General features: G+C 69.1%; 13 protein-coding genes. 7 read left to right on the top strand and 6 right to left on the bottom strand.

Annotated features, from left to right (window positions below; translation table 11 throughout):
• Nucleotides 1–5: 5 nt before the first annotated feature.
• The 3 genes from HWY45_RS17180 to wrbA are packed head-to-tail and all read right to left on the bottom strand — an operon-like array spanning nucleotide 6 to nucleotide 2,448.
• Nucleotides 6–1,427 carry an FAD-binding oxidoreductase gene (locus tag HWY45_RS17180; protein ID WP_059885640.1) on the bottom strand — a complete coding sequence of 474 codons (1,422 nt, stop codon included), beginning with the start codon at nucleotides 1,425–1,427 and terminating at the stop codon, nucleotides 6–8.
• Nucleotides 1,428–1,447: 20 nt separating this feature from the next.
• Nucleotides 1,448–1,837 (bottom strand): DUF2069 domain-containing protein, encoded by a 390-nt coding sequence (locus HWY45_RS17175; RefSeq protein WP_059885642.1) that lies wholly within the window; start codon nucleotides 1,835–1,837, stop codon nucleotides 1,448–1,450.
• Complete coding sequence (gene wrbA / locus HWY45_RS17170) at nucleotides 1,834–2,448, bottom strand: NAD(P)H:quinone oxidoreductase (protein ID WP_059567148.1); 615 nt, start codon at nucleotides 2,446–2,448, stop codon at nucleotides 1,834–1,836. Before wrbA ends, HWY45_RS17175 begins: the two co-directional genes overlap by 4 nt.
• 129 nt (nucleotides 2,449–2,577) lie before the next feature.
• Here wrbA and HWY45_RS17165 point away from each other — a divergent pair, with 129 nt between their 5' ends.
• Nucleotides 2,578–3,903 (top strand): YihY family inner membrane protein, encoded by a 1,326-nt coding sequence (locus tag HWY45_RS17165; protein WP_059885644.1) that lies wholly within the window; start codon nucleotides 2,578–2,580, stop codon nucleotides 3,901–3,903.
• Between the two features lie 46 nt (nucleotides 3,904–3,949).
• Here HWY45_RS17165 and HWY45_RS17160 read toward each other — a convergent pair whose 3' ends face one another.
• Nucleotides 3,950–4,267, bottom strand: coding sequence for an Mpo1-like protein (locus HWY45_RS17160; protein WP_059885645.1), 318 nt, complete (start codon nucleotides 4,265–4,267; stop codon nucleotides 3,950–3,952).
• Between the two features lie 197 nt (nucleotides 4,268–4,464).
• Here HWY45_RS17160 and HWY45_RS17155 point away from each other — a divergent pair, with 197 nt between their 5' ends.
• From HWY45_RS17155 to aroC, 3 genes are all read left to right on the top strand, one after another.
• A complete protein-coding gene (locus HWY45_RS17155; protein ID WP_059567151.1) occupies nucleotides 4,465–4,929 on the top strand; it encodes a CBS domain-containing protein in 465 nt (154 codons plus the stop codon).
• Nucleotides 4,930–5,071: 142 nt separating this feature from the next.
• Nucleotides 5,072–7,006, top strand: coding sequence for an MFS transporter (locus HWY45_RS17150; RefSeq protein WP_059885647.1), 1,935 nt, complete (start codon nucleotides 5,072–5,074; stop codon nucleotides 7,004–7,006).
• A gap of 96 nt (nucleotides 7,007–7,102) precedes the next feature.
• Nucleotides 7,103–8,203, top strand: a complete 1,101-nt coding sequence (gene aroC, locus HWY45_RS17145; RefSeq protein WP_059567154.1) for a chorismate synthase — start codon at nucleotides 7,103–7,105, stop codon at nucleotides 8,201–8,203.
• A 147-nt stretch (nucleotides 8,204–8,350) separates the two neighbouring features.
• Here the strand turns inward: aroC and HWY45_RS17140 are convergent, their stop codons facing one another.
• Nucleotides 8,351–9,430 (bottom strand): LacI family DNA-binding transcriptional regulator, encoded by a 1,080-nt coding sequence (locus HWY45_RS17140; RefSeq protein WP_059567156.1) that lies wholly within the window; start codon nucleotides 9,428–9,430, stop codon nucleotides 8,351–8,353.
• Nucleotides 9,431–9,677: 247 nt separating this feature from the next.
• Here HWY45_RS17140 and rbsK point away from each other — a divergent pair, with 247 nt between their 5' ends.
• From rbsK to HWY45_RS17125, 3 genes are read left to right on the top strand one after another with little or no spacing between them, the layout of a single operon-like run.
• Nucleotides 9,678–10,610 carry a ribokinase gene (gene rbsK, locus HWY45_RS17135; RefSeq protein ID WP_059885649.1) on the top strand — a complete coding sequence of 311 codons (933 nt, stop codon included), beginning with the start codon at nucleotides 9,678–9,680 and terminating at the stop codon, nucleotides 10,608–10,610.
• A 41-nt stretch (nucleotides 10,611–10,651) separates the two neighbouring features.
• The gene (locus HWY45_RS17130; protein ID WP_375782242.1) at nucleotides 10,652–11,989 is read left to right on the top strand and encodes an MFS transporter; all 1,338 of its coding nucleotides are present in this window, start codon (nucleotides 10,652–10,654) and stop codon (nucleotides 11,987–11,989) included.
• A 28-nt stretch (nucleotides 11,990–12,017) separates the two neighbouring features.
• On the top strand, nucleotides 12,018–12,965 hold the full coding sequence (locus HWY45_RS17125) for a dihydrodipicolinate synthase family protein (protein WP_059885653.1): 948 nt from the start codon (nucleotides 12,018–12,020) through the stop codon (nucleotides 12,963–12,965).
• 159 nt (nucleotides 12,966–13,124) lie between these two features.
• Here the strand turns inward: HWY45_RS17125 and HWY45_RS17120 are convergent.
• Nucleotides 13,125–13,248: 4Fe-4S dicluster domain-containing protein (locus HWY45_RS17120; protein WP_155630433.1), on the bottom strand; the 124-nt coding region annotated here is incomplete at its 5' end.

Genomic DNA, 13,248 nt, shown 5'->3' with positions numbered 1-13,248 from the left:
TGTCTTCAGCGTAGCACTTTGCCGGGGTTCATCAGGCCGCGCGGGTCGAGCGCGGCCTTCAGCGTGCGCATCAGCCCGATCTCGACCGGCGACTTGTAGCGCTGCGCGTCGTCGATCTTCAGCTGGCCGATCCCGTGTTCCGCGCTGATCGTGCCGTGGTGGCGCTGCACGTTGTCGTAGACGATACGGTTCACCGGCGCCTGGTATTCGGCGAGGAACGCCTTGGCGTCGCCGCCCTCGGGCGTCTGCACGTTGTAGTGGAGGTTGCCGTCGCCGAGATGGCCGAACGTCACCATCCGCGCGCCCGGCGCTGCCTGCTGGATCGCCGCGTCGGTCTCATCGATGAAGCGCGCGATCGACGAGATCGGCACCGCGATGTCGTGCTTGATGTTCAGCCCTTCGTCGGCCTGCGCGAGCGGGATGTGTTCGCGCAGGTCCCAGAACGCGCGCGACTGCGCGAGATTCTCCGCGACCACCGCATCGACCACGATGCCCGCCTCGAAGGCTTCTTCCATCAGCGTCTCGAACAGCGCGCGCGCATGCGCTTCGCTCTCGTTGTCCGACAGTTCGAGCAGCACCGTTTGCGGGTGCGTGCGATCGAACGGATAGCGCAGCTGCGGATAGTGCTTGCCGACGAGCTGCATGCAGAAATCCGACATCAGCTCGAAGCCGGTCAGGAGCGGCCCGGCCGCGCGCTGCGCGAGCGCGAGGAAGTCGAGCGCCGCGTGCGGCGAGTCGAGCGCGGCGAGCGCCGTGACCTGCGCGGCCGGCCGCGGATGCAGCTTCATCACGGCGGCGGTGATGATGCCGAGCGTGCCTTCGGCGCCGATGAACAGGTCGCGCAGGTCGTAGCCGGTGTTGTCCTTGCGCAGCCCGCGCAGGCCGTCCCAGATCTCGCCCTGCGGCGTCACGACCTCGAGCCCGAGGCACAGCTCGCGCGCGTTGCCGTAGCGCAGCACCGCGGTGCCGCCGGCATTCGTCGCGAGGTTGCCGCCGATGGTGCAGCTGCCTTCGGCCGCGAGGCTCAGCGCGAACAGCCGGCCGGCGTCGCGAGCGCGCGCCTGCACGTCGGCGAGGATCACGCCGGCTTCGACGGTGATCGTGTTGTTGTGCGGATCGAGCGCGCGCACGCGGTTCAGGCGCGCGAGGCTCAGCACGGCCTGGCCGCCGCTCGCGTCGGGCGTCGCGCCGCCGGCGAGGCCGGTGTTGCCGCCCTGGGGCACGAGCGCGATGCCGTGCGTGTTCGCGAGCTTCACGAGCGCGGCGACTTCGGCCGTGCTCGCGGGCCGCAGCACCGCGCACGCGGCGCCCTTGTAGCGGCGGCGCCAGTCGGTCAGGAACGGCTCGGTATCGTGCGGGTCGGTCAGCACGTGGTCCGCGCCGATGGCGTCGCGGCACGCGGAAACGAAAGCTTCGGAAGAATTCATGACGGTCGGTCGCGTAAGGGTCAGGGCGCGGCGCGCTGTTTCTTCGCCGCGCGCTTGAACGGCGCGACATAGGCGAGTGCGGCCGCGAAGAAGGCGAGGGCGAGCGCGGTTTCGCACCAGCCGAGCGTCGCGGACAGCCCGCGGTCGGACATGCCGCGCACGATGCCTTCGGCGAAATAGAGCAGGATCAGCATGCTTGCCCACTGCATCGTGTAGATGTTACGCCGCCACACGCCGGGCAGCGCGAGCGCGAGCGGCACCGCCTTCAGCATCAGCGCGGAGCCGCCGGGGCGCAGCGGCGCGAGCCACAGCTCCCAGACGAGCGACAGCGCGATCAGCGCGGCGAGACACGCGGCGGCGGCCAGCGCATGGCGCGGCCGGGCGGCGACGGCGGGCGCGGGCCGGTTCATGCGGGGGCCTGGGCCGCGACGAGGGCGGCGGCCGTGCGGGCGAGCCGCGCGCCGAGCGCGGCGGCGAGCGCCTTTTCGTCGGCGGACAGCCCCGCGGGCGCGGTGCGCTCATGCCGCGACACGTGCGATGCGCCGTACGGCGTGCCGCCCGTTTCCGTCGTGCTGAGCGCGGATTCGGTGTACGGGATGCCGACGATCATCATCCCGTGATGGAGCAGCGGCAGCATCATCGACAGCAGCGTCGATTCCTGGCCGCCGTGCAGGCTCCCGGTCGACGTGAACACGCAGGCGGGCTTGCCGCTCAGCGCGCCCGACAGCCATTGCGGCGTCGTGCCGTCGAGGAAATACTTGAGCGATGCGGCCATGTTGCCGAAGCGGGTCGGCGAGCCGAGCGCGAGGCCCGCGCATTCCTCGAGATCGCGCAATTCGGCGTACGGCGGGCCGTCGTCGGGAATCTCGGGCGCGCTCGCTTCGCAGACGGTGGAGACGGGCGGCACGGTGCGGATGCGCGCCTGCATGCCGGGCACGCTGTCGATGCCGTTCGCGATCGCGAGCGCGAGATCACGCGTGGCGCCGTGACGGCTGTAATAGAGCACGAGGATGTCGTTCATAGGCTTGGGGGCATGCCCGTGGCAACGCATGGACGTTCCAGTTGCGAACCGCCCCTGATGTGAGCGGCTATTATAGGGGCTGAAGCCGTCGCGCTGCGCGACGCGCCGCATGTGCAAGGAGGAAGCCGTTTGCCGAAGTTGAGCGTCGATCTCGACACCATCAAGCGCCTCGCGCGCTTTGCCGCGAAGCGCAGCGCCGAGGACCGTATCCCGCAAGTGGCGGCCAGCCTCACGTTCACGACGATGCTGGCGCTCGTGCCGCTCGTGACGGTCGCGTTCGCGCTGTTCACCGCATTCCCGATGTTCGCGTCGTTCCAGCTCTCGCTGCAGGGGTTCCTCGCCGATCACCTGATGCCGACGCAGGTCAACATCCAGATCTTCAAGTACCTGAACCAGTTCGCGTCGAAGGCGAAGGGGCTGACGACGGCGGGCCTGATCGTGCTGGTCGTCACGTCCGTGATGACGATGATGACGATCGAATCCGCGTTCAACCTGATCTGGCGGGTGCGCAAGCCCCGCCCGTTCGCGCAGCGCGTGCTCGCGTACTGGGCGCTGATCACGCTCGGGCCGCTGCTGTTCGGCGTGAGCCTGTCGATCTCGTCGTACCTGTTCACGGAGTCGCTCGCGATCACGGGCGCGCAGTCGGCGCCGTCGTTCGCCGAGTGGCTGCTGACGCTCGCGTCGCTGCCGCTGACGGTGCTCGCATTCACGCTCCTTTACGTTTATCTGCCGAACTGCACGGTGGCGTGGCGCGACGCGGTGGTCGGCGGCCTGTTCGCGGCGATCGCGTTCGAGCTTGCGAAGCGCGGCTTCGGCTACTACGTGCGGCGGATCCCCACCTACACCGCGGTGTACGGCGCGTTCGCCGCGCTGCCGGTGTTCCTGCTGTGGGTGTATCTGAGCTGGTTCATCGCGCTGCTTGGCGGGATGGTGACGTCGGCGTTGCCGGCGATTCGCGTCGGCCAGTTCCACCGCGTCCACTATCCGGGCAGCGACCTGTTCGACGGGCTCGAACTGCTCGCGCGCCTCGCGGAGGCCCGCGAGGCCGGCAAGGCCGGCTATTCGGCGATCCGGCTCGCGGCGATGCTGCGTTGCGACATGGAAACCGCGCAGCGGCTGCTAGTGCTGATGGAGGAGCGCGAGTGGGTCGCCCGGCTGGATGGCGGCGACGGCGCGCAGCGCTACGTGCTGCTGGCGAACCCCGAGCAGCTGACGCTCGCGCAGCTGTTCGACGTGCTGGTGATCGACCTGACCGAGCTGACCTACCAGCTGCAGCGGCGCCGCACCCACGTCGACGGCGACGCGTTGCTGGCGGTGCTGTCGAGCGAGCGCTTCGACGTGTCGCTGGCGTCGCTGATCGGCACGCACCTGCATGCGGATGCGCCACCGGTCGCGGTGGCCGCGCCGGCGCCCGGCGCGGCGGACCCGCACGCGCGGCCGCACCGCACGGCCTGAGCCCGGGCCGTGCGCGCGCCGCGCGGCATGGCCGCGCAGGCCGGCGTCACAGCGGGATCTTGCCGGTGCAGATATCCCTGAACATCACCCAGTCGCCCATCAGGCTGTAGATCGGGTGACGGAAGGTGGCGGGGCGGTTCTTCTCGAAGAAGAAGTGCCCGACCCACGCGAACGCGTAGCCGCAGACGACGGCGGCCGGCAGCCACAGCCAGTCGCCGGTCGCGACCGCCATCGCGACGCAGCCGATCACGCCGAGCGAGCCGATGAAATGCAGCCGCCGCGACGTCAGGTTCTGGTGTTCGTTCAGGTAATACGGGTAGAAGTCAGTGAAGCTGGCGAAATGCTCGGTATGCGAATGCGCCATGGCCGTCTCCTCGGGCCGCCGTCCATGAAGCCATTGTGCGGCGAGCGGCAGGCGTCCGCAAGCGGGGCCGGCTGGAGCGGGTTCTCCAGCGGCGGCAGGCCGGGCGGCGCCGGCCGCCAAGCCCTGCGCTTTCCTTTTGACAGGCTTTCCGATAGGATCGAAAGCCAGTTTTTGCATATATGCATGAGGGGACTACGATGCGCGTCAGCGATATTCTCAAAGTCAAGGGCAACACGCTGTTCACGGTGACGCCCGATAAGCCGCTGCGCGAAGCGGTCGATACGATGGCCGAACACGATATCGGTTCGCTCGTCGTGATGGAGTACGGCGATCTCGTCGGGATTCTCACGTTCCGCGAGATCATCATGCGCCTGCGCGAGAACGGCGGCGCGATCGGCGACGTGCAGGTGCGCAAGGTGATGGACGAGCCGCTCACGTGCACGCCGGAAACGGATGTCAACGAAGTGCGCCGGATGATGCTCGAGCGCCACGCGCGCTACATGCCGGTGCTCGACCAGAAGGTGCTGATGGGCGTCATCTCGTTCTACGACGTCGCGAAGACGGTCGTCGAGGCGCAGAGCTTCGAGAACCGGATGCTGAAGGCCTATATCCGCGACTGGCCGGAACCCGAAACCGAAGCGCACAAGCCGGTCGCCGGCTGAGCGCCGTGCCCGGGCCGTCACGTGGGGCGCGGGCACATTCGACCAGCGCGGCGGCGCGGGCCCGGCCTGCGCGCCGGTGCTGCCTTTCCTCCGATAACCAGGGCCCGCGCAGCTTCGCCGAGACGACGCGCGCGCATTCCGCATGAGCGATCACACGTCGGTCTCGTCCGAGCGTCGCAATGAGCGACGCGCACACGCTTCCCAATTCGACCTGCTGCGCGAACGCCGTTTCGCGCCGTTCTTCACGACCCAGTTCCTGGGCGCGCTGAACGACAACGTCTTCAAGATCGGCTTCACGTCGCTCGTCACCTATCACACCGCGCGGTTTTCCGGCGTCGACGCGAAGACCGCCGCGTTCCTGATCTCCGCGATCTTCATCCTGCCGTTCGTGCTGTTCTCGGCGACGTCCGGCCAGATCGCCGACAAGTACGACAAGGCGCGGCTCACGCGCTTCGTGAAGTCGTTCGAGATCGTGCTGATGCTGGTCGGGGCCGCGGGCTTCGTCACGCACACCGCGGCGCTGCTGTACCTGTGCACGTTCATGATGGGGATGCACTCGACGCTGTTCGGGCCGGTCAAGTACTCGTACCTGCCGCAGCACCTCGGCGAGCACGAACTGGTCGGCGGCAACGGCCTCGTCGAGATGGGCACCTTCATCGCGATCCTGATCGGCACGCTGATCGGCGGCGCGGCCGCGGGCATTTCCGGCCGCGGCGAGCTCGTGCTCGCGGTGAGCTGCGTCGTGATCGCGTGTGCGGGGCGTCTCGCCGCGCAGCGCGTGCCGACGACGCCCGCGCCGCAGCCCGACCTCGTGATCAACTGGAATCCGGTCAGCGAAACCTGGCGCAACCTCGGGCTCGCGCGCCAGAACCGCACCGTGTTCCTGAGCCTGCTCGGCATCTCGTGGCTGTGGTTCGTCGGCGCGACGTTCCTCACGTCGTTCTTCAATTTCGCGAAGGACGTGCTGTCCGCGAGTCCGGACGTCGTCACGATCCTGCTCGCGACGTTCTCGGTCGGCATCGGCATCGGCTCGCTGCTGTGCGAGCGGCTGTCGCAGCGGCGCGTCGAGATCGGCCTCGTGCCGCTCGGCTCGATCGGCATCAGCGTGTTCGCGATCGAGCTGTATTTCGCGAGCCATGCGCTGCCGGCGCCCGGCCACCTGCTGTCGGTCGGCGAATTCCTGGCCGGCGCGCGCCACTGGCGCATCCTCGCCGACCTGTTCCTGCTCGCGATGTTCGGCGGCTTCTACAGCGTGCCGCTCTACGCGCTGATCCAGAGCCGCAGCGCGCCGACGCACCGCGCGCGGATCATCGCCGCGAACAACATCCTGAACGCGCTGTTCATGATCGTGTCGGCGGTGATGGCGATGGCGCTGACCAAGGCCGGCGTCGGCATTCCCGGCATCTTCCTCGTCACCGCGCTGCTCAACGTCGCGGTTGCCGCGTACATCTACCTGCTCGTGCCCGAATTCCTGCTGCGGTTCGTCGCGTGGGTGCTGGTGCACACGTTCTACCGGATCCGGCTCGTGCATGCGGAGCGGATCCCGGAAGAGGGGCCCGCCGTGCTCGTCTGCAATCACGTCAGCTACGTCGATGCGCTGGTGCTGGCGGCCGCGAGCCCGCGCCCGATCCGCTTCGTGATGGATCACCGGATCTTCCGCACGCGCTTCGCGAGCTGGGTGTTCCGGCATGCGAAGGCGATCCCGATCGCGTCGCGGCACGAGGATCCCGAACTGCTCGCGCGCGCGTACGACGCGTGCGAAGCGGCGCTCAAGGACGGCGAGCTGGTGTGCATCTTCCCCGAGGGCAAGCTGACGAAGACGGGCGACATCAATACGTTCCACCACGGCGTGACCGAGATCCTGCAGCGCACGTCGGCGCCGGTGATTCCGATGGCACTGCGCGGCCTGTGGGGCGGCGTGTTCTCGCGGCACTCGGACGCCCGCTGGCCGCGGCCCGTCAAGCGGGGCGTGATGAGCCGGCTGACGCTCGCGGTCGGCGACGCGATGCCGGCCTCGGTCGCGACGCCCGAGACGCTGCAGGCCGCGGTGGCCGAACTGCGCGGCGCGCGCAAATAGCGACGGATCGGGCGGGGGCCGTATCGCGCGCGGCCCGCGCGGCCGGCACGGCTGGCATAATATCGGTTTCCCGATTTTTCTTTGGGCGGTCCTACCATGTCCGGCAATACCCTTGGCACGCTTTTCACCGTCACGACCTTCGGCGAGTCGCACGGCCCTGCGATCGGCTGCGTGATCGACGGCTGCCCGCCTGGCCTGGGGCTGACCGAGGCCGACATCCAGGGTGAGCTCGACCGCCGCAAGCCCGGTACGTCCCGTCACGTCACGCAGCGCCAAGAGGCCGACGAGGTCGAGATCCTGTCGGGCGTGTTCGAGGGCGTCACGACCGGCGCGCCGGTCGCGCTGCTGATCCGCAATACCGACCAGCGCAGCAAGGACTACGGCAACATCGCCGAGACGTTCCGGCCCGGCCACGCCGACTACACGTACTGGCAGAAATACGGCATCCGCGACTACCGCGGCGGCGGCCGTTCGTCCGCGCGCCTGACCGCGCCGATCGTCGGCGCGGGCGCGGTCGCGAAGAAATGGCTGCGCGAGCGCTACGGCGTCGAGGTGCGCGGCTGCATGACCGGGCTCGGCGAGATCGACGTGCCGTTCGTCGACTGGTCGTACGTGCGCGAGAACCCGTTCTTCGCGCCGAACGCCGACATCGTGCCGCAGCTCGAGGCCTACATGGACGCGCTGCGCAAGGACGGCGATTCGATTGGCGCGCGGATCGACGTCGTGGCGTCCGGTGTGCCGGTGGGCTGGGGCGAGCCGGTGTTCGACCGCCTCGACGCGGACATCGCGAAGGCGATGATGAGCATCAACGCGGTGAAGGGCGTCGAGATCGGCGCGGGCTTCGCGAGCATTGCGCAGCGCGGTTCCGAGCATGGCGACGAGTTGACGCCGGATGGCTTCGTCGGCAACCACGCGGGCGGCGTGCTCGGCGGCATCTCGACCGGGCAGGACATCACGGTGTCGATCGCGATCAAGCCGACGTCGAGCATCCGCACGCCGCGCCGTTCGATCACGAAGGCCGGCGAACCCGCGACGGTGGAGACCTTCGGCCGTCATGATCCGTGCGTCGGCATCCGCGCGACGCCGATCGCCGAATCGATGCTCGCGCTGGTGCTGATCGATCACGCATTGCGCCACCGCGCACAATGCGGCGACGTCGAAACGCAAACCCCGAAGATCGCCGCGAGCGCGACCTGACGCGGGAAGCGGAGAGTCAGAACGAAGCGGGGCGCTGCAGCGAGCAGCGCCCCGTTTTTCATTGGGCGGGCGCTCGTCGCAACACGCGTCGCGGGTGTGCCGGTTCGTATGGCGGCGCGACAATCCCCGCCGGTCCGCTCCCCGAGGTCAGGCGCGCGGCGTGTCGGCCGATGCCGGCGGCGCCACCGATTCCCGTGACCGCAGCTCGGGCAACACCGCGCAACCTGGCCCGGTCGCACCGCTGTCGAGCGCGTCGAGCAGTGCGTGCGCGGCCTTGCGGCCGATCGCGTCGGTATCGACCCACATCGTCGTCAGCGACGGCCGGATCTCGCGGGCGAGCGCGATATCGTCGAACCCGGTGATCGACAATTGCGACGGTACGTCGATGCCGAGCGCCTGCGCCTCGAGCAGCGCGCCGAGCGCGAGCGCGTCGTTGCCGCAGATGACCGCGGAGGGCCGGGGCGCCGAGTTGTCGGCGATCGCGCGCAGGCTCGCACGGCCGAACGCGATCGTGGCCGGCCCCTCGTGCTGATGCGCGGGGCGGACCGCGAGCCCGTGCGCGGCGAGCGTGTCGTGAATGCCGCGCAGGCGCGCCTGCACACGGTCGTTATCGGCCGACGGCTGCATGATGATCGCGAAATCGCGATGCCCGAGGGCGAGCAGATGGTCGGTGAGCCGCGCGAACGCCGCGCGGTTGTCGAACCCGACACAGCAGTGCGGGCTGTCGTCGCGATATGCGTAGGTGACGACGTACGGCACGCGGTGCAGCGCGAGCAGCTCGAACAATTCCGGCGGATAGGCCTCGCCGACCAGCGATACGGCTTCCACGCCGCGCGCGAGCATCGCGCGCACCTGCGTCAGCGCCTGGGCGGGATCGTAGTTCGAGCAGCCGAGGAACAGTGTGATGCCGTGCTCGGCCATCACCGCCTGCATGCCGGCGACCTGCGACGCGAACACCTGGTCGTCGAGCGTCGGGATGATCGCACCGGTGATGTGCGTGCGGGTCGACGCGAGCGCGCGGCCGGCGGCGTTCGGAATCCAGTTCAGCGCGCGCGCCGCGTCGCGCACGCGCTGCTGCACGTCGGCCGACACCTTGCCGGGATCGTTGTAGACGCGCGAGACGGTCGCGGTCGACACGCCGGCGAGCTTCGCGACGTCGCCGAGCACCGAGCGGCCGGTGCCGCGGCGGGCGCGCGACGCGCCGCCGCGGGGCGGGGCGGCGCTCATCGGGCGGCTCCCGTCGCAGGGGGCGGGGCAGGGCGGATACGGCAGGCTGTCGAAAGCGTCATCGTTTACCCTCGAATTACGTGACTCGTGCTTGCATCGCCGACTTGGCCTGTGCGAATGTAAGCGCTATCAGAATGATAGCCCGCATTATGTCAGACGTGCAGTCAGTTTGTTTCGGTCATTTTTCGTCGCTGCCGGATACACCGGCCGTTTTGTCCAATCTTAATGTAAGCGGTTACATTTGCAGATGAGCGACATGAAACCTCCGCGCGTGACCGTCGTGGGCAGCGCGAACATCGACCTCGTGGTGCGCGCGCCGCGCCTGCCGTTGCCGGGCGAAACGCTGCTCGGCAGCGCATTCCAGACCGTTCACGGCGGCAAGGGGGCGAACCAGGCGGTCGCCGCCGCGCGCCTCGGTGCGTCGGTCGCGATGATCGGCTGCGTCGGCGACGACGCGTTCGGCGCGCGTCTGCACGACGCGCTCGCGGCCGAGCGGATCGACGTGACGCACCTGCACCGCGTTGCCGGCGTCGCGACGGGTGTCGCCGCGATCACGGTCGGCGAGGGCGGCGCGAACAGCATCGTCGTCGTGCCGGGCGCGAATGCCTGCGTCGACACCGCGCGCGTCGACGCGGCGGGCGACGTGATCGCGCAGGCCGCGCTGCTGGTCTGCCAGCTCGAAGTGCCGCTGGCGACGGTAATGCATGCGATCGCCTACGCGGCCGCCCGGCGCACGCCGGTGCTGCTCAATCCCGCGCCGGCGCAGCCATTGCCCGACGCGCTGCTGGCGCAGGTCGACTACCTCGTCGTCAACGAAAGCGAGGCGGAGTCGCTGACCGGCATCGCCGTCGGCGACGACGCATCTGCGGTGCGCGCAGCCGACGCGCTGCGCGCCAAGGGCGTGCGCAACGTGCTCGTGACCCTCGGCGCACGCGGCGTCTGCTGGCGTGGCGACGCGGGCAGCGGGCACCGGCGCGCGCAAGCGGTGATCGCGGTCGACACGACCGCCGCCGGCGACACATTCGTCGGCGGGTTCGCGGCGGCCCGTGCCGGCGGCGCATCGATGGACGACGCGATCGACTTCGGCCAGCGCGCGGCCGCGATCGGCGTGACGCGTCACGGCGCGCAGACGTCGATCCCGACGCGCGACGAGGTTACCGGCGCGCGCGTGGCCGCCTAGACACGCGACCAGAACGGCCGAAACCGGCCGACACATACGATATGGAGACAACCGTCATGAACGAAGCTCAATCCCTTCCGAGCGTGCCGCCGCGCATCCGGCGCGGGCAGCGCATCGCGCTTGCGCTGCTGATGGTGAGCGGTATCGTCAACTATCTCGATCGCGGCACGCTGGCCGTCGCGAATGCGGCGATCCGGGGCGAGCTCGGGCTGTCGCTCGGGCAGATGGGGCTGCTGCTGTCGGCGTTCTCGTGGAGCTACGCGCTGTGCCAGCTGCCGATCGGCGGCCTTGTCGATCGCATCGGGCCGCGCCGGCTGCTCGGCATCGGGCTGATCGTCTGGTCGCTCGCGCAGGCAGCAGGCGGCATCGTGTCGACGTTCGGCTGGTTCATCGTCGCGCGCATCGTGCTCGGCATCGGCGAGGCGCCGCAGTTCCCGTCCGCCGCGCGGGTCGTGAGCAACTGGTTTCCGCTGCGCGCGCGCGGCACGCCGACCGGGATCTTCAACGCGGCGTCGCCGCTCGGCACCGCACTTGCGCCGTTGCTGCTGTCGATCCTCGTCGTGTCCTTCAACTGGCGCTGGGCGTTCATTGCGACGGGCGCGCTGGGGCTCGTCGTCGCCGTGGCGTGGTTTGCGTTGTACCGCGATCCGGCGCGTGCGCAATTGTCGGCGGCCGAGCGCGGCTATCTGGACGCCGGCGCGGAGAGCGCGATCGCCACGCCGAAGCTGACCTTCGGCGACTGGCGCAGCCTGTTCTCGCACGGGACGACCTGGGGGATGCTAATCGGTTTCTTCGGCTCCGTGTACCTGAACTGGGTCTATCTGACCTGGCTGCCCGGATACTTGACGATGGAGCGGCACATGAGCCTGATCCGCACCGGGTTTGCGGCGTCGGTGCCGTTCCTGTGCGGATTCGTGGGCTCGCTGGTCGCCGGCTGGTTCTCGGATCTGATCACGCGCCGCAGCCGCTCGCCGGTCGCGAGCCGGCGCAACGCGGTGGTGGTCGCGATGCTCGGGATGGTCGCGTTCACGATTCCGGCCGCGCTGGCCGAGAGCAATACGGTCGCGCTTGCGTGCATCTCGGTCGTGATTTTTCTCGCGAACGCGGCGTCGGCCTGCTCATGGGCGCTCGCGACGGCCGCCGCGCCGCCGAGCCGGGTCGCGTCGCTGGGCGCGATCCAGAACTTCGGCGGATTCATCGGCGGTGCGCTGGCCCCGATCCTGACCGGCTTCATCGCGCAGCGGTGGTCGTTCGTGCCGGCGCTGCTGACCGCGGCGGCGATCGCGTTCGCCGGTGCGATGGCTTATCTGCTGCTGGTGCGCAAGCCGATTCCCGAGCAATCCGAGGGTGCCGTGTCCGGGCCGCCGTTGCCCGCGTGAGCGCCTATCACTTCTGAAGGAGAAACCGATGCAAGCACAGCAGCCATCCGCGGTGGCGATCGAGGGGATCGTGCCCGTGATGCTGACGCCGTTCGACGACGCCGGCGCAATCGACTATGCGGGGCTCGAGCAGCTGATCGAGTGGTATCTCGCCCATGGCACCGACGCGCTGTTCGCGGTCTGCCAATCGAGCGAGATGCAGTTCCTGAGTCTTGCCGAACGCGCGGCGCTCGCGCGCTTCGTCGTCGAGCAGGTTGGCGGGCGCGTGCCCGTGGTCGCGTCGGGACATGTCAGCGACAGTCTCGACGCGCAGGTCGCGGAACTGCGTGCGGCGGCCGAGTCGGGCGCACAAGGTGTCGTGCTCGTGACCAACCGGCTCGATCCGGAGCGCAAGGGCAGTGCGGCGCTGCTCGGCAACCTGCGCGCGCTGCTCGCACAGCTGCCGCCGGACGTGCCGCTCGGGCTCTACGAGTGCCCGGTGCCCTATCGCCGGCTGCTGTCCGACGACGAGTTGCGCGCATGCATCGACACCGGCCGCTTCGTGATGCTCAAGGACGTGAGCTGCGATCTGGAGACGGTGAAGCGGCGTGTCGCGCTCGCGGCGGGATCGCCGCTGAAGATCCTGAATGCGAACGCCGCGATCGCATGGGATGCGATGAAGGCCGGCTCGGCCGGATTCAACGGCGTGTTCACCAACTTCCATCCCGATCTCTACCGGTGGCTGCGCATGCACGGCGAGTCGGATCCGGTGCTGGCCGACGAGCTGTCGACGTTCCTGGTCGTCGCGGCGGTGTCGGAGGCGCTCGGCTATCCGGCGCTGGCGAAGCTCTATCACCAGCGGATCGGCACGTTCCGGTCGATTCGTTGCCGTGCGATCGACTACGATATCCGTGAACGGTTCTGGGCGCTCGACGCGGTGCTCGACAAGATCGTGGCCGGCACCGAGCATTTCCGTCGGCGGATCGCGGCGCGATAGCGCGGGCGGCGTCTTGCCGCGCGTGCGCAATGCGGTCGCCGCGGGATGGAATCGCGAGCGACGCGCATGAAATGAAACGGCGCGCTGCGTCGGGCAGCGCCCCGTCCAGTTTCGACGATCAAGAAAAACGCCGCTCGATGAGCGGCGTTTTCGATGGCGTTACATGTTCGGGTAATTCGGCCCGCCGCCGCCTTCCGGCGTGACCCACACGATGTTCTGCGTCGGGTCCTTGATGTCGCAGGTCTTGCAGTGCACGCAGTTCTGCGCGTTGATCACGAGGCGA

This window comes from Burkholderia stagnalis, from assembly GCF_902830275.1.
In the GTDB taxonomy this organism is placed as follows: domain Bacteria; phylum Pseudomonadota; class Gammaproteobacteria; order Burkholderiales; family Burkholderiaceae; genus Burkholderia; species Burkholderia stagnalis.
This window is presented reverse-complemented; position numbering and strand designations above follow the sequence as displayed.

Excerpts from the sequence above, each read along its gene's own strand:
- HWY45_RS17180 (WP_059885640.1), bottom strand. The coding sequence starts at position 1,427 with ATGAATTCTTCCGAAGCTTTCGTTTCCGCGTGCCGCGACGCCATCGGC.
- HWY45_RS17175 (WP_059885642.1), bottom strand. The coding sequence starts at position 1,837 with ATGAACCGGCCCGCGCCCGCCGTCGCCGCCCGGCCGCGCCATGCGCTG.
- wrbA (WP_059567148.1), bottom strand. The coding sequence starts at position 2,448 with ATGAACGACATCCTCGTGCTCTATTACAGCCGTCACGGCGCCACGCGT.
- HWY45_RS17160 (WP_059885645.1), bottom strand. The coding sequence starts at position 4,267 with ATGGCGCATTCGCATACCGAGCATTTCGCCAGCTTCACTGACTTCTAC.
- HWY45_RS17155 (WP_059567151.1), top strand. The coding sequence starts at position 4,465 with ATGCGCGTCAGCGATATTCTCAAAGTCAAGGGCAACACGCTGTTCACG.
- HWY45_RS17150 (WP_059885647.1), top strand. The coding sequence starts at position 5,072 with ATGAGCGATCACACGTCGGTCTCGTCCGAGCGTCGCAATGAGCGACGC.
- aroC (WP_059567154.1), top strand. The coding sequence starts at position 7,103 with ATGTCCGGCAATACCCTTGGCACGCTTTTCACCGTCACGACCTTCGGC.
- HWY45_RS17140 (WP_059567156.1), bottom strand. The coding sequence starts at position 9,430 with ATGAGCGCCGCCCCGCCCCGCGGCGGCGCGTCGCGCGCCCGCCGCGGC.
- rbsK (WP_059885649.1), top strand. The coding sequence starts at position 9,678 with ATGAGCGACATGAAACCTCCGCGCGTGACCGTCGTGGGCAGCGCGAAC.
- HWY45_RS17130 (WP_375782242.1), top strand. The coding sequence starts at position 10,652 with ATGGAGACAACCGTCATGAACGAAGCTCAATCCCTTCCGAGCGTGCCG.
- HWY45_RS17125 (WP_059885653.1), top strand. The coding sequence starts at position 12,018 with ATGCAAGCACAGCAGCCATCCGCGGTGGCGATCGAGGGGATCGTGCCC.